General features: G+C 68.6%; 14 protein-coding genes. 2 read left to right on the top strand and 12 right to left on the bottom strand.

Going from position 1 to position 26,628, the window contains the following annotated elements:
• Window positions 1-15: 15 nt before the first annotated feature.
• Window positions 16-2,310: a TonB-dependent receptor gene (locus HT136_RS06235; protein WP_214198702.1), complete on the top strand. Its 2,295-nt coding sequence runs from the start codon at window positions 16-18 to the stop codon at window positions 2,308-2,310.
• A gap of 81 nt (window positions 2,311-2,391) precedes the next feature.
• On the top strand, window positions 2,392-3,699 hold the full coding sequence (locus HT136_RS06230; protein ID WP_214198701.1) for a metal-dependent hydrolase family protein: 1,308 nt from the start codon (window positions 2,392-2,394) through the stop codon (window positions 3,697-3,699).
• 63 nt (window positions 3,700-3,762) lie between these two features.
• Here the strand turns inward: HT136_RS06230 and treF are convergent, their stop codons facing one another.
• The 12 genes from treF to ptsP all read right to left on the bottom strand — a co-directional run bounded on the left by treF (window position 3,763) and on the right by ptsP (window position 26,574).
• On the bottom strand, window positions 3,763-5,385 hold the full coding sequence (gene treF / locus HT136_RS06225) for an alpha,alpha-trehalase TreF (RefSeq protein WP_214198700.1): 1,623 nt from the start codon (window positions 5,383-5,385) through the stop codon (window positions 3,763-3,765).
• A 124-nt stretch (window positions 5,386-5,509) separates the two neighbouring features.
• Entirely contained in the window at window positions 5,510-6,253 is a 744-nt protein-coding gene (locus tag HT136_RS06220; RefSeq protein ID WP_214198699.1) for a GntR family transcriptional regulator, read from the bottom strand.
• A gap of 209 nt (window positions 6,254-6,462) precedes the next feature.
• The gene (locus HT136_RS06215) at window positions 6,463-7,362 is read right to left on the bottom strand and encodes an ROK family protein (protein ID WP_214198698.1); all 900 of its coding nucleotides are present in this window, start codon (window positions 7,360-7,362) and stop codon (window positions 6,463-6,465) included.
• 19 nt (window positions 7,363-7,381) lie between these two features.
• Window positions 7,382-9,385, bottom strand: coding sequence for a glycoside hydrolase family 84 protein (locus tag HT136_RS06210; RefSeq protein ID WP_246543398.1), 2,004 nt, complete (start codon window positions 9,383-9,385; stop codon window positions 7,382-7,384).
• Between the two features lie 13 nt (window positions 9,386-9,398).
• Entirely contained in the window at window positions 9,399-10,910 is a 1,512-nt protein-coding gene (gene pgi / locus HT136_RS06205) for a glucose-6-phosphate isomerase (RefSeq protein WP_214198697.1), read from the bottom strand.
• Window positions 10,911-10,958: 48 nt separating this feature from the next.
• On the bottom strand, window positions 10,959-12,893 hold the full coding sequence (locus HT136_RS06200) for an alpha-L-fucosidase (RefSeq protein WP_214198696.1): 1,935 nt from the start codon (window positions 12,891-12,893) through the stop codon (window positions 10,959-10,961).
• Between the two features lie 35 nt (window positions 12,894-12,928).
• On the bottom strand, window positions 12,929-14,281 hold the full coding sequence (locus HT136_RS06195) for a glycoside hydrolase family 125 protein (protein WP_246543422.1): 1,353 nt from the start codon (window positions 14,279-14,281) through the stop codon (window positions 12,929-12,931).
• Between the two features lie 140 nt (window positions 14,282-14,421).
• Window positions 14,422-17,043, bottom strand: coding sequence for a glycoside hydrolase family 3 C-terminal domain-containing protein (locus HT136_RS06190; RefSeq protein WP_214198695.1), 2,622 nt, complete (start codon window positions 17,041-17,043; stop codon window positions 14,422-14,424).
• Window positions 17,043-19,655, bottom strand: coding sequence for a beta-mannosidase (locus HT136_RS06185; protein ID WP_343222118.1), 2,613 nt, complete (start codon window positions 19,653-19,655; stop codon window positions 17,043-17,045). Before HT136_RS06185 ends, HT136_RS06190 begins: the two co-directional genes overlap by 1 nt.
• Window positions 19,652-22,057 (bottom strand): beta-N-acetylhexosaminidase, encoded by a 2,406-nt coding sequence (locus HT136_RS06180; protein WP_214198693.1) that lies wholly within the window; start codon window positions 22,055-22,057, stop codon window positions 19,652-19,654. Before HT136_RS06180 ends, HT136_RS06185 begins: the two co-directional genes overlap by 4 nt.
• A 243-nt stretch (window positions 22,058-22,300) precedes the next feature.
• Window positions 22,301-24,013 (bottom strand): N-acetylglucosamine-specific PTS transporter subunit IIBC, encoded by a 1,713-nt coding sequence (nagE, locus tag HT136_RS06175; RefSeq protein WP_214198692.1) that lies wholly within the window; start codon window positions 24,011-24,013, stop codon window positions 22,301-22,303.
• Window positions 24,010-26,574: a phosphoenolpyruvate--protein phosphotransferase gene (gene ptsP / locus HT136_RS06170; RefSeq protein WP_214198691.1), complete on the bottom strand. Its 2,565-nt coding sequence runs from the start codon at window positions 26,572-26,574 to the stop codon at window positions 24,010-24,012. The genes nagE and ptsP overlap by 4 nt, the downstream gene beginning before the upstream one ends.
• Window positions 26,575-26,628: the final 54 nt, after the last annotated feature.

Below are 26,628 nucleotides of genomic sequence, written 5' to 3'. Positions count from 1 at the left end.
TTCACGAAGACCAAATTGAATCGAAATTCGCGTACGGCATCGGGCAAGCTGGCCGGCCTGCTCGCGGCAACCGGGCTGTCGACGCTCGCGCTGGCCTCGCAGGCGCATGCGCAAGGCGCCGAGGACACCCAGCCCACGGTGATCGGTGCCGACATCGTGGTGACCGCGCTCAAGCGCGCCACCTCGATCCAGGAAACGCCGATCTCGATCTCGGCGGTCACCGGCGAGACGATGGCCAATTCGGGCGTCCAGAGCATCGCCGACCTTGCCGCCACCACGCCCGGCCTCAGCTTCGTCGACGGAGGCCCCTCGCAGCGTCGCGTCGTCATCCGCGGCATCCAGGGCGCGGGCGAGCCGATGATCGGCACCTATTACGACGAGACCCCGGTGACCGGCATGATCGGCGCCAGCAACGATGCGGGCGGTTCGACGCCCGAACTCAAGCTGTTCGACGTCGAGCGCGTCGAGGTCCTGCGCGGGCCCCAGGGCACGCTCTACGGCGCGGGTTCGATGGGCGGCACGCTGCGCGTCATCTACAAGAAGCCCGACCTCACGACGTACGCCAGCGCGATCGACGCCAATCTCTCGAACACGCACGAGGGCGGCTGGAACTACGACGCCAGCGCGATGGTCAACCTGCCGCTCGCCACCGACAAGGTGGCCTTGCGCGTGGTCGGCTTCTACCGCCACCAGGACGGCTACATCGACAACACCGCGCTCGGCATCGACGACATCAACAGCCTGGAAAGCTACGGCGGGCGCTTCACCCTGCGCATGAAACCGTCGGATCGCTGGACCTTCGACGTCTCGGCCTTCGTCAACCATGCCGAGACCGACACCACCAGCTGGACGCTCGATGCGGGCACGTACAATTCCGATGCCTACGCGCGCCAGCCGGTGAAGGATGACACCCAGCTCTACTCGCTGACCTCGAACTACGAATTCGACTTCGCCACGCTCGTCGCCTCGGGCTCCTACATGCACCGCCAGCTCGACACCGCCAGCGACGTCTCGCGCTACATCCAGGCCCAGCGTACCACCTCGCGCTGCGCCACGCTCGTCGGCGGCGGCAGCGCGTGCTCGGCGGACCAGCTTTCCGACTACTACGACCTCGTCGACTACCAGTCCTACTCGGTGCTCTACCCGCAGCAGGAAATGGACGCCTGGACCGGCGAACTGCGCCTCAGCTCGAACACCAAGGGCCTCATCGACTGGACGGTCGGCGGCTTCTGGTCGAACCGCAACATCGCCGTGTGGAACCCCCAGGTGAACACCGATGCAACGACGGGCGAGATCATCCGCCCGCTCGAGGTCGACACCGGTCGCCACATCGACGACACGCTGACCCAGCTGGCGGGTTACGGCGAAGTGACCGTGCACCCCTTCGCAGGCTTCCAGCTGACCGGCGGCGCGCGCTACTTCCACTACAAGAAGGACATCGTCGGCTACACCGACGTTGCCTCGATCCTGGTAGGGGCCAAGATCACCCCCGCAACCGAGGTCAACTCGAACGAGAACGGCTGGGTGTTCCGCTTCAACGGCTCCTACGAGATCACCCCCGATCTCATGTTCTACGCCGAAGCCGCGCAAGGGTATCGCCCCGGCGGTGCCAACCAGGTCTTGGGCCTCGACGCGGCGCTCACCGCCTACAACTCGGACAGCTTGTGGAACTACGAGGCGGGCTTCAAGACCAGCTGGTTCAACCGCGCGGTGCTCTTCAACATCGATGCCTACTGGATCGACTGGAGCGACATGCAGATCACGCTGCGCACGCCCAACGGCGCGTTCTCGTACCTGGGCAACGCCGGCAAGGCGACGGTCAAGGGCATCGAGGCCGAACTCAACGCGATGCCCGTCGAAGGCCTCTCGCTGCAGGGGAACGTCACCTACACCGACGCCACCCTTGCCGAGGACCAGAACACCGGCGTCACCGCCACCTCGGGCCTCAAGGGTGATCGTATCCCCTATGTCGCCAAATGGATGGGCGGGGCCTCGGCGCAGTACGACTGGGCGCTCTCGGATACCCTGGGCGCCATGGCGCGCGTCGACTTCAACTACGTCGGCCGCTCGTGGTCGGACTTCCGGCACACGTATGCCTATGCCCGCGAGGTCGATTCGTATGAGCTGGTGAACGCGCGCGTCGGCGTCGAAGGGCCCGGCAAGGAATGGGGCGCCTACCTCTTCGTCACCAACCTGTTCGACGCCACCGCAATCACCCGCGCCAGTTCGAGCGCCATCGCGCAAGGACGTACGCTGGTGACCAGCGCCACGCCGCGCACGATCGGCGTGAACCTGCGCCACAACTTCTGACCTTGCTGACGAGAGGCGGGCCTGATCAGGGCCTGCCTCTCCCCCCCCCCCCTTTTTTTCCCGAAATCCGGAGCCTCCCCCATGCGCACCTCGCTGCTTCGCGCCCTCCCCTTCGTCGCACTCGCCTTCGCGCCGCTCGGCCAGGCAGCCCTCGCCCGCGACGCGGTCGTCCACGCCGGTACGCTGTTCGACGGCACTACCACCCGCACGAAAGTCTCGATCCTCATCCACGACGACAAGATCGTCTCCGTCGAGGACGGCTTCGTCACCCCCGCGGGCGCCGAAGTGATCGACCTGTCCGCCGACACCGTGCTGCCCGGCCTCATCGACACGCACGACCACATCCTGTCGGGCTACGACGGCGGCAACCCGGTGGCCGAGCGCGCGCAGAAAACCAGCATCGACGTCGCCTTCCAGGGCGTGCCGCACGCGCGCGCCACGCTCGAGGCCGGCTTCACCACGATCCGCGACGTCGGCTCGGAAACCAAGGTCATCGTCGGCCTCAAGAAGGCCATCGCCAAGGGCGAGGTCGAAGGCCCGCGCATGTGGGTCTCGGGCTATCCGCTCGGCCCTACCGGCGGCCACGGCGACCCGCAGAACGGCATGAGCCCCGAGCTCGACTTCCACTCCGAGGGCCGGGTCATCGACGGCGGCGACGATGCACGCCGGACCGTGCGCGCGATGCAGCGCGACGGCGTCGATCTCATCAAGATCATGCCGAGCGGCGGCGTGCTCTCGATCGGCGATGACCCCAACCACCAGACCATGACCGACGAGGAGATCAAGGCGGTGGTCGACACCGCGCATGGTCTGGGCATCAAGGTCGCCGCGCACGCGCACGGCAAGACCGCGATCCTCCACGCGGCCGAACTCGGCGTCGATTCGATCGAGCACGGCTCCTTCGGCGATGCCGAGACCGACAAGGTGATGAAGGCGCACGGCACCTACCTCGTGCCCACGCTGCTCGTCGCCGAGACCGTCGTCCAGATCGCCAAGACCCACCCCGAGACGCTCAACCCCTCGGCGGCGGCCAAGGCGCTGCAGGTCGGCCCGATCGTGATGAGCAACCTGGGCCGGGCCTACCGCGCGGGCGTGAAGATCGCCTTCGGCACCGACCAGAGCCTCGCCCCCCACGGCACCAACGCCAAGGAATTCGCACTTCTCGTCAAGGCCGGGATGACGCCGCGCGACGCGATCCGCGCCGCTACCGTCAACGCCGCCGACCTGCTCGGCGCGAGCGACAAGGTCGGTTCGGTCCAGCCCGGACGCTACGCCGACCTCGTCGCGGTCAAGGGCGATCCCTTCGCCGACGTCACCCTGCTCGAGAACATGGATTTCGTGATGAAGGGCGGCGAAGTGGTGAAGGCCGAGGGCAAGCCGGTCGTCTGATCCGCGCATCCCCTTGCGCAAAATCGATACGGGACGTGCCCGCAAGGCGCGCCCCGTATCGTTTCAGGAGCCGCTGGGGCAGGAAGCGACCACAGCCTCCTCCATCCCCGCTCGGTCGAGCAGCGCGCGGGTAACGCCGTTGGTCCAGCCAAAACCGTCCTGCACCGGGTACTCGCCCCCGCCTCCGGCCTTGCCCGCATCGACGTCGTACTTCTCCACCATGCGTCCGGTGCAGGCGTAGAAGGTCGAAACCGTCGTCACCCAGCGCCGCGCGATCGTGTCGGAAAGCGCCGTGTCTCCATAGCGATCGAACCCGGTGACCGCGATCCACGCCAGCGGCGCCCAGCCGTTGGGCTCGTCCCATTGCTGCCCGGTCGCGACCGTAGTGGTGCGCAAGCCCCCCGGGGCGAGCAGGTCCTTGCGGGCCAGCCGCGCGCTCGCCCGGGCCTCCTCCGCACTGGCGAGCCCCACGAAGAGCGGGTAGAGCGCCGCCGCGCTGATCGCCGCGGTCGGCGCCTTCGCAGCGCGGTCCCAATCGGCGAAGCGCTGCTCGGCGGGGGACCACAGGTACCGTTCGATCGCCGCCTTGCGCCTTGCCGCAAGCCCGGTGAAATCGGCTGCACAGCCCTCGTCACCGGCCGCCTTGCAACGCCGGGCGATGCTCGTCTCGAGGTTCCACAGCAGGCTGTTGAGATCGACCGGCACGATCTGCGTGGTGCGGATCGTCGCCAGCGTGCGGCCATCGCCAAGCCAGCGCGAACTGTAGTCCCATCCGCTCTCGGCGCCCGCGCGCAAGTCGCGGTAGACGTGCGCCGCAACCCGCGCCGAGGCCGCCCGCGCGGTTTCCTCGTCCTCGACATAGGCTTCGTCGCGCGGCGTGTCAGACGCATCCCAGTAGCGGTTGAGCAGGCTCCCGTCCGGCATGCGCACGACGTGCTGGCAGGCCCCGTCCGCACCAAGGCAATCCGCGCCCGCCATCCAGTAGGCGTATTCGCGGCGCAGGGCGTCGAGCCGACGGCGTAGCACCACCGGATCGCGCGCGTCCGAGAGGTCCATCATCAGCGCCAGGAACGGCGGTTGCGAGCGCGTGAGGTAATAGCTGCGCGTCCCATTGGGGACGTGGCCGTAGCGCTCGACGAGTCCGGCGAAACTGGCCAGCATCGATTCCACCAGCGCGTGCTGGCCGTCGGCCTTGAGCCCCAGCATCGTGAAGTAGCTATCCCAGTAATACATTTCCTGGAAGCGCCCGCCCGCCACGACATAGGCGCTGTCGAGCCCGAGCCGCGAGGAGCCGGGCTCGGCGGCCATCGGCGGGCGCGCGAGCAGTGGCCAGAGCTGGCGGATATGTGCGCGCATCGACGGGCGCTTCGCGGGCTTTTCATCCGCGCTGTGAAAGTGCGCCGCGACGAAGGCGGCCAAAGCGTCACGCCCCTGCGGCTTCTCGCGGCGGAATTCGGCGAGGATCGCCTCGGGCGCGGCGCGGGGCACCATGTCGGCAAAGGTTTTGCTGTCGGGAAAGACCCGCGCGCGTTCGACCGCGCGGTAGAGATCGCCATAGACCCGCGCCGGCGAGGCGACCTCGTCGGCCGCCGATCCGGCGCGTGCACCAGCCGGGGCCAGGGGTGTCGCCAGCAGGCAGGCGGCCAGTATTCCGCACCGCCATGCCCATCTCGATCCGCGCTTCATCGCCGCCCCTTCCCCGTCTCGTCCAGTGACCGTCACCCCCATCGAGACGCATGAATGCGCGCCGGGGTTCCGAAACCATGGTAACGAAGTGGGCGCCAGGGTCAGCCCCCGCGGCGCGAAACGGTCAGTTGGGGTCAATCAGTTCGGAGACGAAATCGTAGATGTCGCCCCGGTAGTAGGATCGGGTGAACTCCACGACGCGGCCATCCGCCTTGAAGCCGTGGCGCTCGATCAGGAAGCCGGCGTGCCCGGTGTCGACGTCGAGGAGCTTGGCGTATTCCGCCCCGAAGGGCACCGCGCGCAGGCGCTGGAGCGCGCGGACGGGCCGGTTTCCACCCCTTGCGAGCGCCTCGTAGAGCGATTCCCCGATCGCTTCGGGATCGTCCATGCAATAGCCCGGGATCGTCGAGAACTCGAGCGCGAGCGGAGCCTCGTCGGCGAAGCGGATGCGCGTGAAACGGTGCACGGTGCTGCCGGGCGCGAGCCCCAGCGCCATCGCCTCGTCCGAATTGACCGTGCCCGACGTGCGCGAGACCCACTTGCTCGACGGACGCTTGCCGCGCGCAACCATGTCCTCGCTGAACGAGGTCAGCTTGGAGAAATTCTTCTCGACACGGGTGGAGGCGACGAAGGTCCCCGAACCACGCCGACGCGTGAGCAGGCCTTCCTCGACGAGCCCGCCGATGGTCTTGCGCACGGTGATGCGCGAGACCGAGTAGAATGTCGCCAGGTCGCGTTCGGGCGGGATCATCTCGTTCTGCTCGAGAATCCCCGTCGAAATCGCGTCGCGAATAAGCTTCTGCAACTGCAGATAAAGCGGCGCGGGATCGTCTTTGGAGAGCGCACCAACCCGGTCTACGAACGACATGCCATTCCTTCTTGTCCCCCAGCCGCCAGCGGCCGGGGTAATGACCTATATTGGTATCACAAGCATGGCAATTGCCGGAATGCGAAAATCGCAAGGGGCCTGCGCACGATCAGCGAAACGGGAGGCCTCGCCTCGTATCCCCGCCGCATCCCGGCCCCGCGAACGTTGGTCGCCTTTGGTCTTCTTGCACCCGCCGCTCCGGCGCGCGCTCAACCTCGTCGAAGCGCGTTCTCGATGAGGTGATAGGCCCCGATCAGCCCCGAAGGCTCGACGCTGGCCGGGGGCACGATCCGCGTCTCGAGTGCCGCAAGCGTGTCCGCGCCCTGGAGATAGCCCGCAAGCAGTTCCAGCGTGCGCGCGCGGATCCTGGGGAACAGGCGCTCCTGTTTCATCACGCCCCCGCCGAACACGATGCGGTCGGGCGCGGTGGTCAGGAACAGGGTCATGCACAGCTGCGCGAGGTAGTCCGCCTCGACCTCCCAGAACGGGTGGTCCTCGGCGATCTGCGAGGGCGTGAGGTCCCAGGCCCGCGCGACCGCCGGACCTGCCGCCAGGCCTTCGAGGCAATCGCCGTGGAACGGGCAGTGCCCCGGAAAATCGCCGTGCAGCGGATGACGGCGCACGAGGATATGGCCCATTTCGGGATGTGCAAAGCCCTGCAGCGTACGTCCGTGCTGCACGATGCCCACGCCGATCCCGGTGCCGACCGTCACATAGGCAAGGTGCCGGATCCCGGGCCCGGCCAGCGCCGCCTCGGCCAGCGCGGCGGTGTTGACGTCGGTGTCGAGGGCAAGCGGCACATCGGTGAAGGCGCGCAAGCCATCAAGCACGTTGAACCCCTCCCAGCCGGGCTTGGGTGTGCGCAGGATCGTGCCGAAGTCCGCCGCCTCGGGATCGACCCGCACCGGGCCGAAGCTGCCAACTCCAATACCCGACAGCGGCCCCAGTTCGCCCGCTTCGCAGAAGAAGGCAGCGACATCGGCGAACGTGGCCTCGGGAGCGCGCGTCGGGATCGTCGCGGTGCGCAGCGAACCCTCGCGCGAATTGCCGATGGCGCAGACGAACTTCGTTCCACCCGCCTCGATCGCGCCGAACAGGGACATCGTCATTTCCTCTTCCAAGATCAGTTCAATTGGCCGCGTTCGTCCCCGCCACGCGCATGCCCGCGACGTAGACGAACTTGGGTGCATCAGCAATGAAACGGTCGAGCACACCGTCACCCAGTCGGATCGCCCCTTGCGGCCGGGTCGTTCCCGGCAGCGTCTGGATTGCCGCCGCATCGCTGCTGGCAAGGCGCGCCTGGGCGAAGTGGACCGAAGCCGAGGGATCGCGCGCGAGTGCGGCGTCGAGCCCCGCACTCGTCTCCTGCAGCGCCTTGGCCCAGAGCGCCATTGCCTCGAGCCAGGGCGCGGTCTCTTCGAGGAAGCCCGCGTCGGTCACCTTCGCCCGAATGAGGCCGGGCGCGGCCGCCATGCGCTGCGCCAGCGCGGCGAGGCGGACTTGCGCCTGGGCGCGCGTGGCCGCATCGCCCACCGCCAGCGCGTCGCGCACCCAGTCGAGTTCGGTCTTGAGAGCCGGCGCCTGGGGTTGCCAGGGCTGGCTGCCGAAAGTGGGCGCCAGGTTCTCCAGGTCGAACAGCATGAGCAGCGCGAGCGTCGCCTCGCCATCGTCGTTGGCGAGGCGTCGCGCGGCGAACAGCGAGGTCGCCTCGGGATCGTAGTCGCGATCGTTCCAGCTGAACGCGGCGCTGCCGGTCACCGCCACGCGGCTCGCCGCCTCCTGGTTCATGGGATTGGCAAGGATACCGCTGAGGTCCTCCGAAAGCCCCGCCTCGCGCTCGCGATAGGGAGCCATGAGCAGACGTCCGGTCGATTCGCCGTAGTCGTTGACCGGGTAGTTGTCCCAGAGCAACGTCTTGCGCCCGAAGGCCTTCATCGCCGCCTTGGCGTCGCGCTGCGCGATCGAGGGAGGCACCACGTCGGTCCCGGTCCACTGCACGAAGACGCCGGGATCGACCGCCTGGAGCGCGGTCTTGTAGGGGCTCTCCTTCGCGTCATAGTACTCGGTGGGCACGATCATCAGTTCGGCATCCTTGCCGATATGCGCCTTTTCCCAGGCGAAGATGGTGTTGGTCAGCCAGGCCTGCGCCTTGCCTGCCGCCTCGGCTCCCGGTTCCCCGAAGCGCGCCTTGTCGCCCTCGCAGTTCCACTTGTCGTAGGGAATGTCGTCGTAGGCGATGTAGAAGGCACGGACGCCCTCCTTGGCGAAACTCTCGAACTTGCGCTCGAGCGCTTCGATGTCGTCCGGGTTGGTGTAGCAGATCGAGAGCCCGGGCGAGATCGCATACGTGAAGCGCACGTGGCTGGTGCCCGCCGCCTCGATCAGCGCGCGCAAGTCCGCACGCTGGTCCGCCGGATAGGCCTCGCGCCATTTGTCGCGCGCATAAGGATCGTCCTTGGGGCTGTAGATGTAGGTGTTGGCCTTCAGCTGCCCCAGGAAGGCGAGGTGCGCCAAGCGATCGCGGAACGACCAGGGCGCGCCATAAAAGCCCTCGATCGTGCCGCGCACCGCCATCGCGGGATAGTCGGTGATCGACAGCGCGGGCAGCGTGCCGCGCGCGGCGAGCTGCGAGAAGGTCTGCGCCGCGTAGTAGAGCCCATCCGCGTCAGCCCCGCCCAGCGCGATGATCGCCATCGCCTTGGGCCCCTGCGCCGTCGCGAGCGCATAGCCCTCGCGCTTGTCGGTCATCGTTCCACCGGCGGCGGTGAGTGCACGTTCAAGCTGCCGTTCGCCTGCGGTGCCGAGCACGACCTGGGTTTCCCCGCTGTCGATCGAGAAACGGCCCGAAGTGCGCACGCGGGTGATGCCGAGCTTCGCCAGGCTCTCGCGCACGATGCGCTGGGTTTCCTTGTCGACATCGCCGGCAAGCACCAGCCGCGCGCTCGTGCCCGCCTGCAACGTGTCGCCCTTCAGCTCCATCGCAACGGGCGCGGGCATCACCTGGGGCAACGTGGCGGGAGCGGGACTGACCACCGTCGCCGCCCCGGCCGCCGTCATTCCCACCGCGCCGAGCGCCGCGCCGCCCAGAAGCCCGCGCACGATCCTCATGACCTGTCCCACCATCACCGTCATTTCCCCCTTTGCCTCAGGCGATCTTCGCGCGCTCGAGCAGCGCCTGCGTCGAAGCATCGAAGCTGGCGTTACCCGCTTCGATGCGCTTGGCAATGGCCTTGCCCAGTTCGACGCCGAATTGGTCGAAGGGATTGATCCCCAGAAGTACCGCGCTGGCGAACGTGCGGTGCTCGTGGAAGGCGATCAGCGCGCCGAGGCTCGCCGGGGTGAGCGCGTCGAGCAGGATCGTCGCCGAGGGACGATCGCCCGGATAGGCACGCGCCCCGTCCTCGCTCGCCTGCCCGGCCATGAGCGCGGCGCCTTGCGCGAAGCAGTTCGAAAGGAGGATGCGGTGGTGCGCGGGGTCGAGCGCATCGCCCGGCGCGATCGCGGCGATGAAGTCGACCGGTACCAGGTTGGTGCCCTGGTGGAGGAGCTGGAACACCGCATGCTGCGCGTCGGTGCCCACCCCGCCCCAGGTGATCGGCGCCGAGGGCCCCTCGAGCGGCGCGCCCTCGGCCGTCACGCTCTTGCCGTTCGATTCCATCTCGAGCTGCTGGAGATAGTCGGGCAGCAGGGCCATGCGCTCGTCATAGGCGAAGACCGCGCGGGTCTGGCAACCGCGCAGGCGCGCGTAATAGAGGTCGGCGAAGGCCGCGCGCAGGGGCAGATTGGCCGCGCCCTCGGTGTCGCGGAAATGCCGGTCCATCGCCGCCGCGCCTTCGAGCAGGGCGGCAAAGCCGTCCCAGCCCAGCGCCGCCGCAATCGGGAAGCCGATCGTCGACCACAGCGAGTAGCGCCCGCCCACGCTTTCGGGGAAGGAGAGGATGCGCCCCTCCTCGACACCCCAGCCTTGCGCCTTTTCCGGTGCCGCCGTCAGCGCCACCACCCGCTCGCGCGGGTTGGCGACACCCGCCGCCTGCAACCAGGCAAGTGCGCTTTCGGCGTTGGTCAGGGTCTCGATCGTGGTGAAGGTCTTGGAGGCGACCGCCAGCATCGTCGTCGCCGGGTCGCACTTGGCCAGCGCCGCTTCCAGCGCACAGCCATCGATGTTGGCCACGACATGGACGTCGAGCTTCGCGTCCTTGCGCGCCAGCGCGTCGACCACCAGCGCCGGGCCGAGCGCCGAGCCACCGATGCCGATGTGGATGAGGTGACGCACCTCGCCGTGCTCGCCCGCGTGGATCGCCTTGACCAGCGCTTCCATGCGGCCATGGTCCTCGCGCGCGCGGGCGACGGCCACCGGGCTTCCCACGAAGCGCTGCGCGGTATGTTCGGCCGCGCGGCCCTCGGTGGGATTGACGACCTGTCCCGAAAACAGGGCGCCGCGCTGGCTGGCGAAGGCCATCTCCTGCGCCAGCGCCTCGAACGCGGCGATGTGCGCGTCGTCGAGATGCGTCTTCGACCAATCGAAGAGTATCTCGCTCCCTGCCCCGACCTCGAACAAGGTGGAATAGCGCGCTGCGCGGGCCTCATCCTGGGCGAAAAGCGTGGCGAGCGTGGGCTTGGCGAGCGCGGAGAGGCTCTCCCAGCGGGCGGTGGTCATGGGATCGTCGTGTCCTTGAAGAAATATCGTGGGTGCGGGGCGCGCTCGTCAGCGCTTGGCGGAGAAGCCGCCGACCCCGGCAATGGCGAGCTTGGGCGCATCGATGGCGGTTTCGGCAAAGGTCAGGCGCAGATAGCGGGTCGCCACGGGCGCGGCGAAGGCGATGCGCTGGGTCGAAAGCGCATAGGCGATGTTCGAGAATTCGCCTTGGGCCACTTCGCTCCAACGCGTGCCGTCCTGGCTGACTTCGGCGCGATAGCCCTTGGGCGGCACCGCCTGGCTGTCGACCTGGCGGCCCGGCGTCAGGCTGAAACCGGCGAGCTCGACATCGCTGCCGAGGTCGAGGGTGACCTGCGCGGGCTTGCCCGGCATCGGCGCGCTCTGGCGCCAGATCGTCGCGGCATCGTTGTCGAGCAGCACTTCGGCGCCCGCCGCGCTGGCCGAGACGACCTTCCATTTGGTGGTGTCGAGCACGGTGGGATCGCTCGAGACGATCGCGGGCACGGGCACCGGGGCAACCGCGGCGAACAGCGCGAACTCGGTGATCGCGGGGCACGCAGGCGCATCGAGTACCACGAGGCGCACGCGGCGCGGGGCGATCTTCTCGGGCAGGCGGATGATCCGCTGCGCACCGATGCATTCCTTCTCGGCGAGGCGCTGCCACACACCGCCGATCTCGGCCTCGATGGCGAAGCGCGTGACGCGCACGCCCAGGGGCAGGAATTCCTTCACCCGCACGAGGTCGAAGCGAGTGCCTGGCGCCAGGTCGAGCGTGAGCGTCGGGGTGTGGTCGGCATCGGGGCTGGACCAGTAGGTATCGTCGCGCCCGTCGAGCACGCGCGCGGCGGCAAAGGCCGCGCCGCGTTCGGCGCTGGCGTGGGCGACCGAACCCTTGGCAAGATCCTTGGCAAAGCTTGCGCGCAGGGCATCGCCGAAGCTCTTCAGGATCTTCACGTCCTGATCGGCGATCCGGCCGCGCCGGTCGGGCGGCAGATTGAGATTGAGGTTGGTGCCACGGCCCACCGACTCGTCGAAGAGCTGGATCAGGCGCTCGGGGCTCTTGACCTTGGAATCCTCGTCGGCGTGGTAGAACCAGCCTGGACGGATCGAGACATCGGTCTCGGCCGGCCACCACAGTTCGCCGCCGCGCAGGCCCGCGTTGCCCAGATCCTGCTCGTAGGGGCGGTTGGGCATCGTGGGCCAGCACGGATCGCCCGCCACGCCGTTCTCGTTGCCCACCCAGCGAATGTCGGCGCCGAGCGGATCGAAGGTGCAGGCATCGGGCTGGAGCCTGTGCACCAGTTCGACGATCGAGGGCCAGTTGTAGTATTTGGGCGCGTCGATCTTGCGCGCCTCGCGCGCGCCGCCGTAGTAGCCGTCGCCGCCGTTCGCACCATCGAACCAGACTTCGAACAGCTTGCCGTAGCGCGTGCAGAGCTCGGTCAACTGCGCGCGGTAGTAGGTGATGTAGTCGGGCGTGCCGTAGTCGGCGCGGTTGCGATCCCAGGGGCTGAGGTAGAGGCCGTAGTCGAGCCCGGCGCGGCGGGTCGCCTCGCCCAGTTCCGCCACGATATCCCCCTTGCCCTGCTTATAGGGGCTGTTGCGGATCGAGTGTTCGGTCGTCTGCGTCTGCCACAAGCAGAAGCCATCGTGGTGCTTGGCGGTGAGGATAATCCCGGTCATGCCCGCGGCCTTGGCCGCTGCGACGATCTGGTCGGGGTCGAAGTCGGTGGGATTGAACCACTCGGGCTTCTCGTCGCCGTAGCCCCATTCCTTGTCGGTGAAGGTGTTCATCGCAAAGTGGATGAAGGAATACATGCCGCGCTTGTGCCACTTGACCTGGCGCGGCGAAGGGCGCGCGCCCCAGGGGGTGGGTACGGCGGCGCCTTGCGCGAAGGCCTCGGCGGGGACGGCCGAGAGGCCACCGGCGGCAGCGCTGGCGATCGCGGTTTCGGCAAGGAAGCGGCGGCGGGAGAAGTCCATGGAGTCTGTCCTTGGCAAAAGGGGCGCGGCGCGGCTCAGGGGCGCGCGGCGAGAAGCTGGGGGAACTGGTCGGCAATGCGGATGACCAGTTCGCCGAAGAGGCCGTTGGCCCAGGCGAACCAGGGCCGCGTGAACTGCGCAGGGTCGTTGCTGTCGAGCGCCTCGTGCATGAAGCCGGTTCCCGCGTCGGTGTCGCGCAGCGCCTGCAGCATCTGCCCGATCACCACCGGATCATCGCTCGACATCGCGCGCACGATGAGGCTCATCGGCCAGACCTGGCCGAGCCCGACGTGCGGGCCCCCGATCCCCTCGATCGCGCTGCCCTTGAAGAAATAGGGGTTCGCATCCGACCAGCACGCCGCCGCCGTCGCCTGCCAAAGGGCATCGCTTGTCGGCACGCAGCCCAGGAACGCGAGGCCCAGCAGCGAGGGCACGTTGGCATCGTCCATGAACATTGCGTTGCCAAAGCCATCGACCTCGTAAGCCCAGACCTGGCGACCGTCGGGCAAGACCATCGTGCCCCACTGGCGCAGCGCCTGTGCCACCTCGTCCGCCAGCGCGCGCGCGTCGGCGGCGAGCGCCGCGTCGCCGCGCGCAGCTTCGGCCACATGTGCCATTTCGCGCAGCGCAGTGACCGCGAAGTGGTTGGCCGGGATCAGGAAGGGATAAGTGCAGGCATCGTCCGAGGGACGGAAACCCGAATGGATGAGGCCGACACTGCGCGCCGGCGCCCCCCAGCCGTCGAGTTGCATCGTCTCGGTCGGCCGGTTGCTGGTGCGCTGGAAGCTGTAGGGCCCGCGATCCCCTTTTCGCTGCTGTTCGCGCAGCGTGCGCACGCAAGCGCGCGAGGCCTCCACCCAGAGCGCGTCGAACGGCGCCTTGTCCTGCGTTTCGCGCCAATAGCGGTAGCCAAGGCGCATCGCGTAGCACAGCGAATCGATCTCCCATTTGCGCTCGGCAACGCCCGGCTTCATCTCGGTCTGGTCCTTCAGCGCCCACGACAGGTTCGTGCGCGCCTTGGGGTCGTGCATGAAGGCGTTGGCGTAAGGGTCGATCAGGATCGAGCGCGACTGGCGGGCGATCAGGCCCCGGAACATCGCGCGCAGGTCCGCATCGCGCGTCGCGAGGTGCATGTAAGGCAGGACCTGCGCGGTGCTGTCGCGCAGCCACAGGCACGGGATGTCGCCGGTGATCACGAACGTATCCTCGCGCCCCTCGAGCGTGCCCATCTCGACCGTGGTGTCGAGCGTGTTGGGATAGCAGCCCTCGAACATCGTGCGCAGCTTGGGATCGCCGATCAGCGCCGAAACACGCGCGATCTCCTCTTCCACTGCCTTGCTGACGAAGCGGCGCTGCGCAGGCGCCGGGCGACCACCGCCGGACGGCATCGGGATCACCTTGGTGAAGCTGCTTTCCTCGGCCAGTGCGCGGCCGCTGCCCGCCGAAACGGCAAAGGCCGCCCCGGCCAGCGCCGCACCACCTTGCAGAAGGCGACGACGGTTCAAGGCATTCTCGCTGACGTTCTCGCTCACTTGGGCATCTCCATCGCATCGCCGGCAAGCGTGAAGCTGGCCCACTGGCCCGCGCCATCGCCCGGTTGACCGCCACCGATCCAGACCTTGTAGTCGCCCGGCACCACGCGGCGTGTGCCGCGACGGTCGACCACCGAGATCCGGCGCGGGTCGAGCGTCAGGGTCACCTTGCGCGATGCACCGGGCTTGAGGGTAACGCGCGTGAACGCGCCAAGCTGCCGCTGCAGGACGGGTTCGGTCAGGATCGGCCGGTGCCCGTCGGAAGGCGGCACGACATAGGCCTGAACGACTTCCTCGCCGCCGCGCGCGCCGGTGTTCGCCAGCCTCGCCGTGACGGTGACCGGGGAACCGACCGCCGCACTGGTGGCGCTCGCGCCCGAATAGGCGAAGGTGGTGTAGCTCAGACCATGGCCGAAGCCCCAGAGCGGGGTCCCGGTGAAGTAGCGGTAGGTGCGCTCCTTCATCGAATAATCGACGAAGGCGGGCAGATCGCTGGTCTTCTTGTAGAAGGTCACCGGCAGGCGGCCCGAGGGGTTGTTCGCGCCCACGAGCGTATCGGCAAGCGCGGTGCCCCCCTCCTCGCCCGAATACCAGTTGGCGACGACGGCGTCGGCCAGATCGGGATCGATGGCGATGGCGCTGCCGGTCGAGAGCACGGCGACCACCGGCTTGCCGGTCGCCTTGAGCGCCTTGAGCAGTGCGACCTGCGGTTCGGGCAGTTCGATCTCGGAGCGGTCGCCGCCCACGAAGCCGGGCACCTGCACCTGCAGCGCCTCGCCCTCGAGATCGGGCGAAAGGCCGAGCACCGCGACGATGGCATCGGCCCCCTTCGCCGCCTCGAGCGCGCCGCCGAGCAGCGCGTCCTCGGGCGGGAGCCACATCAGGCGTAGCCCCTCGTCCTCGCCATAGTGGTTGAGTTCGACGCGGATCGGCTGCGGGCTCCCGTCCGAGGCGATCGCCACCTCGATACGCTGGCCACCGAGCGGACCTTCGTGCAGCACCTTGCCGCCCACCAGCAGCCGGACGTCGTCGTGGCGGGTGCAGTCCTTCCAGCACTGCGGTGCGTCGAGCACGAGGCGGTAGGTGCCCGCCTTGGGCGGGGTGAAATCGCCCGTCCACACGGCATCGAAGCGCCGGGGATCGAGCCCCTGGGGGGCGGTGCGGGTGAAGTTGAAGTCGATCCGCCGGTCCTGCCGCGCAAGCACGGTCTCGCCCTGCGCATCGTTGTACGTGGCAAGAAGCCCCGGCTTTCCTTCGTACGAAAGCGCCGTCTCGGGCATGACCACCGGCGCGCCTTCGGCAAGGACCGAGCCTTGCGCGTACGTCACGTTGGCCGCGCCGAAACGCGCGCGGATGCCATCGAGCGGGGTCACCGGATCGGCGGCGGTGCCGTGATAGTTGCCCTCCAGCACGCCCAGATCGTCGGCGTTGACGCCCACGACGGCGAGGTGCGCACCGGCCTTGAACGGCAGCACGCCGCCCTTGTTCTGCAAGAGCACGATCGCCTTGCGCGCGGCTTCGAGCGCCAGCGCGCGGTCGTCCCTGGTGTTGATCGCACTCGGCGGGATCCGCGACCACGGGCTCTTCGCATCGTAAAGCGTGCCGAGATCGTAGCGCGCCTGAAGCGAGCGGGCGAGCGCGACATCGACCTCGCCTTCGCTCAGGAGACCGCGCCTCACCGCCTCGGGAACCGCGCCATAGGCGGTGCCGCAGTTGAAGTCGGTGCCGCCGCGAATGCCTGCCGCCGAAGCCTCGGCCGCGTCGTACGTGTAGTGGTGGAACTGCCAGATATTGCCGATGGCATCGCAGTCCGAAACGACGAAGCCGTCGAAGTGCCAGTCCTTGCGCACGCGCTCGTTCAGCAGCGGCGCATCGGCGCAGACCGGCGTGCCGTGGATCGAGTTGTACGAGCACATCAGCGAGAGGACGCCGCCCTCGGTCACCGCCATGCGGAAGGCAGGAAGGAAGGTTGCCTCCATGTCCTGCGGCGCGGCGTCGACGTCGAAGCTGTCACGCCCGGCCTCAGGACCCGAGTGTGCGGCAAGGTGCTTGGCGGTCGCGATCACGCGCGGGTGCGCACGGTCGGGCCCCTGCAGCCCCTTGATGAAGCCGACGGCAAGACTGCCGGTGAGGAACGGATCCTCGCCATAGGTCTCCTGCCCGCGCCCCCAGCGCGGATCGCGGAAGATGTTGATGTTGGGCGACCAGATGGTGAGCCCTTCGTAGATGCGCCGGTCAGCGTCGCGCGGAGCCGCGTTGAACTTGGCGCGCGCCTCGGTCGAGACGACCGTGCCGACCTTTTCCAGAAGGTCCGGGTCCCAGGTCGCGGCAAGGCCGATCGCCTGCGGGAACACGGTGGCAACGCCATTGCGGGCAAGGCCGTGCAGCCCTTCGCTCCACCAGTCGTAGGCGGGCAGGCCCATCCTGGGGTCGGCGGGCGCGGTCGACTGGAGCTGCGCGGCCTTCTGTTCAAGGCTCGCTCCCGCAATGGCGTCGCGAACGGGCTTGGCGATCGGCTTGCCCGCGCCATCCTCCACGGGCGTATCGGCGAGCGCGGGCACGCCAGTCAGCGCCGTGGCCAGAAGCAACGTCGCGGTGGTGAGAAGCCTTGCGCGCATCACTTGCCTCCCGCCAGAGTGCGCAGCGTCAGCGCGCTGGCCAGCGCCGCCGCGTCGGACGCGGAGGTCACGGTGATTGTGCGGCTTTCACCGGGCAGCAGGTCAAAGCCATTGTCGTCGGGGTGCGCGTCGAGCGTCCCGAAATCGAGCATCACCGCGCGGGCCAGGTTTTTCGCGGTCAGCGTTACGCTCTTGCCCTTCCACACCGCCTCCAGACCCGGCGCCGGATAGGCCATGTCCTTGGGCAGGGCGCGTTCGACGATCTGGCGCGAGACGGTCTTGCCCTCGACCGTCAAGGTCGCCACCGCAAAGGACGCCCCCGGTGTCGCCGACCCGAACACCTCGGCGTCGGGTACGGCGCGCGCGGGGGTGGCCGTGGTGGGCGCAAGCGTGATGTCGCCCCCGGCCTCGCCCAGCTTGGTGCCGTCCATCGCGTAGCCGGTCAGCGCCCAATGCGCGGCCAGCGGCGTGGTGGCATCGGAGACCAGCGTCACCTTCGTCTCGCTGCCCGCGTGCTCGGCGGTCACGATCTGGGCTGCGAAGAAGCGCTTGGCGGCGTAGTGCAGCAGCTTCCAGCGCCCATAGTGGTCGACGCTCGCCCACGAGATCGAGGGCCAGACGTCGTTGAGCTGCCAGTAGAGCGAGCCCATCGTGACCGGCTCGCAGCCGCGGTGGTGGCGTGCGGCCAGTGCGATGGCCTGCATCTGGTTGACTTGCGTGAGGTAGACGAAGTCGGCGAAGTCCTTGGCCGGACGCAGCCGCGCGTCGAGGTAGAACTTGAGGCGTTCGTTGCCCTCGCCTGCCAGGAACTTCTGGTGCGCCTTCATCACCGCGCTGTCGGCGGTGTAGGGCCCCTCGCCCGCGAACTGGCGGACCGTTGCCATCACCGGCATTGCCTGGAAACCGTATTCGGACATGAAGCGCGGGCACGAATGGGTGTAGTTCTCGACCGGCTTTGAGCCTGACCAGACATCCCAGAAGTGGCGGTCGCCCGCCGCGTCGGTGTCGGTGGGGCCATCGTAGTCGTTCGAGGGCGAGCCAGGCCAGTAGGGCGTGCCGGGCGAATGTTCGGCCACGGCACCGCGCAGCACGCGGTCGAACAGCACGGTCATGCCGGTCGCGATGCGCTCCTGCTCGTCGGGGCCGACGGCCTTCTTGAACGCCTTGCGGTCGCTCCAGTTCTCCCAGCCCGAAAGCACTTCGTTGCCACCCGCCCAAAGTACGATCGAGGGGTGCGTGCCCAGCCGTGCGAGCTGCTCGTCCGCCTCGGCCGCCACACTTGCGCGGTAGGCCGCATCGGGCGGCGTCACCGCGCCGCCGAACATGAAGTCCTGCCAGACCATCAGGCCGAGCCGGTCGGCCTCGTCGTAGAAGCTGTCCTCGAGGTACGAACCGCCGCCCCAGACGCGGATCATGTTCATGTTCACCGCGCGCGCATCTTCCAGAAGCGTGCGCATGGTGGCGTCGCTCACCCGGCTGCGAAACATGTCGAAGGGGATGAGGTTGGCACCCTTTGCGAAGATCGGCACGCCATTGACCTTGAAGCCCATCGCGCCGCCCTCGCGGATCAGCTCGACGGTGCGCAGGCCCACGGAGCGGCCTTCGTGATCGCCCGCACCAAGCCCCTTTCGGATCGCGGCGTCGAGCGCATAGAGCGGCTGTGCGCCGTAGCCGGCGGGCCACCAGCGCCGGGGGCTGGCGATCGTGACAGGAACGTCCACGAGGCTGTCGCCCGCGCCGACCGTCACGGTACGCTCCACCGGCTTCAGCGACCGCCCGTCGGGGCCCTTCAGAGCCACACGCACGGTCATCGGCCCGGCCTTGTCGGCGGTGACGCGAAGCCGCGCGGTGAGCTGCGCCTGATCGTCGGAAAGCGCGGTCTGGACGACATCGAGACCCTCGATGCGCGCATCGTCCCAGGCCTCGAGGTGGACCGGGCGCCAGATGCCGATGTTGACGATGCGCGGGCCCCAGTCCCAGCCATAGTCGTACTTGGGCTTGCGGATGTAGGGCGAGGTCTGCTTGCCCTTTGGCTCATCGCCAAAGGCGCTGTCGTATTCGCCCGGCAGCGGATTCTTCTCGGCGAGCACCATCGGCTGGAGTGTGGCGATCGGCGAGGCGAAATGCACGAGGATCTCGTTCGCGCCCTCGTGCAGGTACGGCTTGGCCTCCACGCGCCAGGTGCGGTGCGCGTTGTCGGCCTTGAGCACCTCGTGCCCGTTGATCAAAACGGTCGCGAACGTGTCGAGCCCGTCGAAGACGAGATCGAGGTGCCCGCGCTTCAGCTGGGCCGCGCTGACATCGAGCGTGCGGCGCATGTCCCAGCCCGTCAGGCCCGCCCACTGGATCGCCGCCTCGTTGGTGGAAAGGAACGGGTCGGGCACGCGCTTGTCCTCGACCAGCGTGCGCTGGATCGCACCGGGCACGCGCGCGGCGAACCACTGCGCCTCACGCGGGTGCGCCTTGGCCGCATCGGTGTCCGAAGGCGCGATGCGCGCCTGCCAGCCTTCGTTGAGCGCCGTGCGGACGGGCGCATCGGCGAGGACCGGCGAGGCGCTGGTCGCCAGCAGCAGCGCGCCTAGCGCAGCGATCCGGGTGCGGGCGCGCGTCACTTCGCAGCGTCCGACCAGGTGACCGATTCCACCGCGTAGAGCGGATCCGAGAGGGGCGCTGTAAACTGGAAACATACGTCGCTTTCGTCCTTCATGGCGACCTCGGGCAGGACGGCGTGCACGTCGAAACGCTGCGGAGCCGTCGCGGGGTCGGGCAGAGGCCAGGTGGCGAGCAGGCTCGCCCCCGGCAGCGGGTCATGGTGGCGGGCCTTGGGGTCGCCCTCGGCAGCCTTTGCGGCCGCCTTGCATGCGGCGCTGACCACCAGTTCGCCGTGCGGGCTGGTGGGATAGTGGCGCACTTCGGTCCAGATATCGTGGGCAAGGCCGAAGTTGCGCGGCAGGCGCACCACGGTAACGGTCACGCTGCGCGCGTGGCCGAGCGGGGCCTTTTCCTGGGCGGAACAGGCATCGAAGATATTGGTGTTGTAGGCGGGGCCCTTGGCCGTGGCATCCGCGCCGAGCGGCAGGCGCAGCCACAGCGCGTCCGCACCGCAGCCGGTAAGCGCGGCGTTGGGTGCGGTCATCAGCGCGGTGTGCGCGGTATCGAAACGGCGCACCGCGGAAAGCACGGCGCCATCGGCGGCAAAGCTCGCGGCGCGGATCACCGTGCCCGGCACCACGTTCAGGGGCGCGGCATAGGCCTTCGAACGCGGATCGGGCTCAGACCCGTCGAGCGTGTAGCGGATCGTGCCATATGGCGCCTGCGTTACGAGCGTCACCCCGACGCGCCGGGCATCGAGCGTCTCGCCCAGCGGACGCGCCAGCGCGAAATCGACCGCAAAGGCGCTGTCGGCCACTTCCACGCCCGCCTTCTTCCAGCGCCGGATCTGCGGATCGAGCCGCGCGAGAAACGCTGCGTAATCCTTCTTGCCGCTCGCACGCGGCGACCAGCCATCCTCGGCCAGAGCGCCCGCGCGCGGGAAGATCTTGTGCTGCATTTGCCAGGGCGTGACGAGGTACTCGCTCCAGGCGTTGGCCTGGACGCCCATGACATGCCCGGCCTTGTCGGGGGCAATCGCGGCGGGCATCGGATCGTACCGGTAGATCGCCTCCAGGCTCTGCACGAAACCGCGTCCAGCGGGCTCGTCGCCCAGCGTGGACTGCTTGTTGTCGAGATAGAGCCCGGGCGAAGGCGAGAGCACCACGTCGTGCCCGGCGTTGGCGGCCGCGATCGCGCCGTCCTCGCCGCGCCAGCTCATCACCGAGGCCGAAGGCGGAATACCGCCCTCGAGGATCTCGTCCCACCCGATCAGCCTGCGACCGTGCTCGCCCAGGTATTGGCCCAGCTGCTCGATCATCCAGCTCTGCAGCGCGTTCTCGCTGGTGATGCCCAGCGCGCGCATCTGCGCCTGTACCTGCGGCGAACGTTCCCACTGGTCCTTGACCGCCTCGTCACCGCCCAGATGGATGTAGGTCGAGGGGAAGACCTCCATGACCTCGTCCAGCACCGCCTTGACGAAAGCCATGCCCTCGGGGCCGGGATTGAACAGGTAGGGGTTGATGCCCCAGTCGTGCGAGACCTTGGGCGCAGCCCCGATCACGCCCAGTTCGGGATAGGCCGCCAGCAGCGCCTGCGCGTGCCCCGGCAGATCGATCTCGGGCACGATCGTGATGCCGCGCGCCTTGGCATAGGCGACCAGCCCCTTGAGCTCGTCCTGCGTATAGAAGCCGCCTACGCGCCCGCTTTCGCCCTGCCCTGCGCCCGGCGACCTGCGCCACGCGCCGGTCTCGGTCAGCCTCGGGTAGCGCTTGACCTCGAAGCGCCAGCCCTGGTCGTCGGTGAGGTGCAGGTGCAGCACGTTGAGCTTCACTTCCACCATCTGGTCGACGAGCGTGCGCAGCGAGGCAAGCGGCTGGAAATGGCGCGCCGTGTCCACCATCAGCCCGCGCCAGGCGAAGCGCGGCGCATCGACAATGGTAAGTGCGGGAACTTGGGCTACGGACCCGCTCGCGGTGCCCAGCAACTGGTTGAAGGTCATCGCGCCATAGAGAAAGCCCGAGGGCTGCGACGCCGCGATAGTGGCCCCTGCCGGAGTGACTTCGAGACGATAGGCCTCCGGGCCGGTGATCGCAGGATCGCGCACGAAGCGCACCGCAACCGCGCCGCCCGCACTATTCCCCTCGGCGATGGAGAGCTTCAGCCCGCGCGCCGAAATCGCATGCGCGGCAAGCACTTGCGCCGCGTTGCGCGCGGCCTGGTCCTCCGCCGGAACCACGATGCGGGCACCTTCGGCCACGCGCAGCACACCGCTCGCCGCGTGCACTTCGGCCGGATAGGGAACGAGCGGCAGGGACGCCGAAGCGGCGGCGGGCGCCACGGCTACACCCGCCAACAGCAGCGCCAGGCCACCCGTGCCGCGCGCGCCACTGGCGCGCTCCTGCTTCCGCTGCTTGCCCCGCATTGTCGTCCCCCTGCCTGAATCGCTATACCAATGCTGCCAAAATATATCCATTTTGTCCAATTGGTATTATTTAGATCATGTGATTTTGCGATCGTTTCAGAAAATCGGCTCAAGATCAACCAAATGCGCCGGTGGAATTGCAGACCAATTTAAGATTTCCCCGGTTGAGCCCGTCCCATGCGAAAAAGGCGGACGTGCCCTGCGACACGCCCGCCTGCCAGCCCTGTCCTTGCGCTGCGCCCTTCAGGGCGCAAGCACGAGATGAACCGTCGTCGCGTCGGGACGCGCCACCGCGCGCACGCCGAGCCCGAGCAAGCGGTTCTCGTCGACCCGCGCGCCTTGCGCCACGACCACGCGCACGCGGTTGGCGTGAAGTTGCACCGGCCCGACATTGGCCTCGCCGCCGAGCGCGGCCAACATGGCGGGCTCGAGCCGGAACGCGGTCGCCTTGGGCACGGCCGGGGCGGCGGCCGGTGCCACCTCGGGCGCCGGTGCGCGCGCCGCGCTGCCCATGGCTTCGCGAATCTCGACCGAGACGATGTCGGCAACCGGCCCCAGGATCACCTGCAGCGCCTTCTCGGAGGGACGCACGATGCCCCGCGCGCCGAGCGCCTTGAGCCGCGCGTCGTCGACCACCGACTGGTCCGCGACGATGAGGCGCAGGCGCGTGGTGCAGGCCGAGACGCTCTCGAGGTTTGCCGCTCCGCCCAGCGCCGCGACATAGGCCGCGCCGCGCGCACCGTCCTCGCTGCTCTCGGCCACTTCCTCGCCGACCGGATCGTCCTCGCGGCCCGGGGTCTTGAGGTCGAACTTGCGGATCACGAAGGCGAACAGCGTGTAGTAGATCGCGAAGTAGGCGATGCCGACCGGCACCAGCATGAGCGGACGCGTCGCCTTGCCGAAATTGAGCACGTAGTCGAACAGGCCTGCCGAGAAGCCGAAGCCCAGGTGCACGCCAAGCGCGGTCATCAGCCACATCGAGATACCGGTCAGCACCGCGTGGAGCGCGTAAAGCGCGGGCGCGAGGAACATGAAGGTGAACTCGATCGGCTCGGTGACGCCCGTCAGCATCGAGGTCAGCGCGAGGCTGAGCAGCATGCCGCCCACCGCCTTGCGCCGCTCGGGCCGCGCGGTGCGGTAGATCGCGAGGCAGGCGGCGGGCAGGCCGAACATCATCACCGGGAAGAATCCGGTCATGAAGCCGCCCGCCGTCGGATCGCCCATGAAGAAGCGGCGGATGTCGCCGTGCGCCCCGTGGAAATCGCCCAGGACGAACCAGAACAGGTTGTTGAAGATGTGGTGGAGGCCCGTCACCAGCAGCAGCCGGTTGATCACGCCGAACAGGAACAGCCCGAAACCGCCCATGTCGACGATGCCCCGGCTGATCGCATCGATGCCGCCCACGATCGGACCAAAGGCGAGCCCGATGACCGTCGCCATGACGAGGCCCGCAAGCCCCGCGACGATCGGTACGAACCGGCGCCCACCGAAGAAGGCGAGGTATTCCGGCAACTTGAAGGCCGAGAAGCGGTTGTAGAACTTGCCGCCGACAAGGCCCGAAATGATGCCGATGGGCACGTCTAACCGGGCGATCCCTTGCGCCTTGCCCGCCGCGATGGCGAGGGCATCAGCGGCATTGGCCGGATCGAGACCTTCGGGCGCGGGCATCAGCACCTTGGCCGCCTCGGTCGCGACGAGGTAACACACGATGCCTGCCAGGCACGCCGCACCATTGCCGTCGCGCGCGTAGCCGGTGGCGACACCGATCGCGAAAAGCAGACCCAGGTGCGCGAACAGCGCATCGCCCGCCGCGCTCAGCAGCGCGATGTCGAGCAGGTCGGGCTGGCCCAGGCGCAGCAGGAGCCCCGCCACGGGCAGCACCGCGATCGGCAGCATCAGCGCGCGGCCGAGCGGCTGCAGGGTTTCCACCAGGGCCTGAAGCTTGGCCTTGCTCATGCCTCGTTCTCCTCGATGTGGGCGGCGACGAGCGCGCGCACGTCCTGCGCCGAGGCGCACTCCAGGGCCTTGGCGGCCAGTTCGCGGCAGGCGTCGAGGTCGAGTGTTGCGACCAGCGCCTTGATGTCGGTGACCAGCGCGGCGCTGGCGGAAAGCTCGCGCACGCCGAGTCCGAGCAGCAGCGGCACCGCCACCGGATCGGACGCGAGCGAACCGCAGACCCCGGTCCAGCGGCCATGGCAGGCGCCGCCCGTGCAGGTCTGGCCGATCAGGCGCAGCACGGCCGGGTGCAACCCGTCGAGCGAGGCCGCGACCGAGGCGTTGGTGCGGTCCATCGCCAGCGTGTACTGGGTGAGATCGTTGGTACCGATCGAAAGAAAATCGGCCTCGCGCGCAAGGATGTCGGCAGTTGCCGCCGCAGCGGGCGTCTCGACCATGATGCCCAGCTCGATAGGGGCGGCAAGGCCAAGCCGTGCACTCACGCTGTCGAGCACCGCGCGCACCGCGCGCAGTTCGGAAAGGCTCGCCACCATCGGCACCATGATCCGGCACTGGCCGAGCGGCCGGACCCGCGCGATCGCCTCGACTTGCGCTTCGAGCAGGTCACGATGGGCAAGGCCCACGCGGATACCGCGAAGGCCCAGCGCCGGGTTTTCCTCACCGGTGATCGGCAGGTAGGGCGCGGGCTTGTCACCACCGATGTCGAGCAGGCGCACGATCAGCGGGCGCCCCTCGAGCGCGTCGGCGACCGCCTGGTACGAGGCGGCCTGCTCGGCCACGTCGGGCGCGGACGCGCGCTCGAGGAACAGGAATTCGCTGCGCAGGAGCCCGCAGCCTTCGGCACCGTTGGCGACGGCAAGCCGCGCGTCGGCGTCCGATCCGAGGTTCGCGAAGACCTCGATGCGGGTACCATCGCGCGTGGTGCACGGCGCAGTCGCCGCGCGCGCTTCGGCGCGGCGCTCGGCCTGGCGCGCGAGACGGTTGCGAACGGCCGCGATGCGCTCCGCTGCGGGGCGCGCCTCGATCCGCGCGGATGCGGCATCGACGATGACTTGCGCACCTTCCTCCAGCTGGCCCAGGGCCGGGCCAGCGGCCACCACCATGGCCAGCCCCATGCCGCCCGCGAGAATCGCGACGTGCGACGTCGGGCCGCCCTTGACCAGCGCGATACCCGCCAGCTTGCCGGTTTCGAGCGCGATGAGCTGCGAGGGCAGCAGATCCTCGGCGACCAGGACCGCGCCTTGCGGCAGTTCGACCGGCTTTTCCTCGACGCCCGCGAGGCGGATGAGGACACGCCGTTCGAGGTCGCGCATGTCGTCGGCCCGCTCGGCGAGGCGCGCATCGCCGGATTTCAGCAGGACCTGGACTTGCGGCGCGATTGCCGCCTTCCAGCCCTCGCCCGCCCCGGCACCCGCCGCGATCGCCTCGTGGGCGGCCGCGCGCAAGTCCTCGTCGTCGAGCATGGCTGCATGGGCGCTCAGGATGCTCTGCGCGCGCGGATCGGCATTCGTGCTTTCCTGCGCGATCTGCGCAGCAAGCTCGCCAAGCGCCGCGTCAAGCGCCACGCGTTCACGTGCCGCATCCCCACAGGAGGGCTGAAGCGGAATCTCGGCAAGGCGGTAATGCACGACCGTACCCACCGCGAGGCCGGGCGCCGCACAGACACCGTGGACAAGGCCGTCCTCGGGGATCTGCGTCGAGACCGGAGCGGTGGCAGAGGCCGTCGCCGTCACGGCGGGTACCGGCGCGGGCGGCTGTTCGCCGGGCTCGGCCTTCTCGCCCATTCCTCCTGCGATCAACTCTTCCAGCGCATCGAGCGCCGCCAGTGCATCGGGACCGCGCGCGTGGAGCGTGATCTCATCCCACAGCCGCACGCCAAGCGCGAGCAGGCCGACCGGGCTGCGCAGACTGGCCGTGCGCTTGTCGAATTCGAGCCGGACCATCGCCTCGAAGGGTGCCGCCGTCTGGCGCAAGCGCGCCGCCGGGCGCGCGTGGATACCGTGGCGCAGCGGCACGACGAGCGTGCGGGTGATCGTCTCACCCAAAGCCTCCTCGCGCGGCTCCTGCGCGACCTGCGTCGCGCGGCCCGCGCGCGCCACCACGGTCATGATCGGATCGCCGACCTTGACCGCGCCCGGCCCGCGCATTTCGGCAAGCGTCCAGTCCTCGCTTTCGAGCAGGAGCACCGGGGTCATCGCGCTCGACGCGCTCTGGACGACGGCGTCGAGATCGAAGCGCACGAGCGCATCACCGCAGGCCACTTCCTGCCCCTGGCGCACCAGCGGCGTGAAACCGGCCCCGCCCATCGCCACGGTGTCGATGCCCAGGTGCATCAGCAGTTCCGCGCCGCCTTCAAGGCGCAGCGTCACTGCGTGGCCGGTGGTCGCCAGCGAGGCGACCGTTCCCGCGCAGGGCGCGTGGAGCGTATCACCCGTCGGGTCGAACGCCAGGCCATCGCCCAGGCTGCGTCCGGCGAAGACCGGATCGGGCAGTTCGTCGAGCGGGCCGAGCCAGCCGGCGAGAGGGGCCAGGAGGCGGATGGAGGCGCTGGTTTCGGCCATGGGCGGTTCGGGTCTCCAGTCTATCGGGGGCGGGACTTCGTTCGGGTCGGCGGG

The sequence above is a fragment of the Novosphingobium profundi genome (assembly GCF_018491765.1).
GTDB lineage: Bacteria > Pseudomonadota > Alphaproteobacteria > Sphingomonadales > Sphingomonadaceae > Novosphingobium > Novosphingobium profundi.
Note: the sequence above shows the minus strand (reverse complement) of the source record. Positions and strands in the feature narration are given on the sequence as shown.

Excerpts from the sequence above, each read along its gene's own strand:
- HT136_RS06220 (WP_214198699.1), bottom strand. The coding sequence starts at position 6,253 with ATGTCGTTCGTAGACCGGGTTGGTGCGCTCTCCAAAGACGATCCCGCG.
- HT136_RS06215 (WP_214198698.1), bottom strand. The coding sequence starts at position 7,362 with ATGACGATGTCCCTGTTCGGCGCGATCGAGGCGGGTGGAACGAAGTTC.
- HT136_RS06180 (WP_214198693.1), bottom strand. The coding sequence starts at position 22,057 with ATGCGGGGCAAGCAGCGGAAGCAGGAGCGCGCCAGTGGCGCGCGCGGC.
- HT136_RS06190 (WP_214198695.1), bottom strand. The coding sequence starts at position 17,043 with ATGCGCGCAAGGCTTCTCACCACCGCGACGTTGCTTCTGGCCACGGCG.
- HT136_RS06195 (WP_246543422.1), bottom strand. The coding sequence starts at position 14,281 with ATGCCGTCCGGCGGTGGTCGCCCGGCGCCTGCGCAGCGCCGCTTCGTC.
- ptsP (WP_214198691.1), bottom strand. The coding sequence starts at position 26,574 with ATGGCCGAAACCAGCGCCTCCATCCGCCTCCTGGCCCCTCTCGCCGGC.
- HT136_RS06230 (WP_214198701.1), top strand. The coding sequence starts at position 2,392 with ATGCGCACCTCGCTGCTTCGCGCCCTCCCCTTCGTCGCACTCGCCTTC.
- nagE (WP_214198692.1), bottom strand. The coding sequence starts at position 24,013 with ATGAGCAAGGCCAAGCTTCAGGCCCTGGTGGAAACCCTGCAGCCGCTC.
- pgi (WP_214198697.1), bottom strand. The coding sequence starts at position 10,910 with ATGACCACCGCCCGCTGGGAGAGCCTCTCCGCGCTCGCCAAGCCCACG.
- HT136_RS06210 (WP_246543398.1), bottom strand. The coding sequence starts at position 9,385 with ATGACGGTGATGGTGGGACAGGTCATGAGGATCGTGCGCGGGCTTCTG.
- treF (WP_214198700.1), bottom strand. The coding sequence starts at position 5,385 with ATGAAGCGCGGATCGAGATGGGCATGGCGGTGCGGAATACTGGCCGCC.
- HT136_RS06200 (WP_214198696.1), bottom strand. The coding sequence starts at position 12,893 with ATGGACTTCTCCCGCCGCCGCTTCCTTGCCGAAACCGCGATCGCCAGC.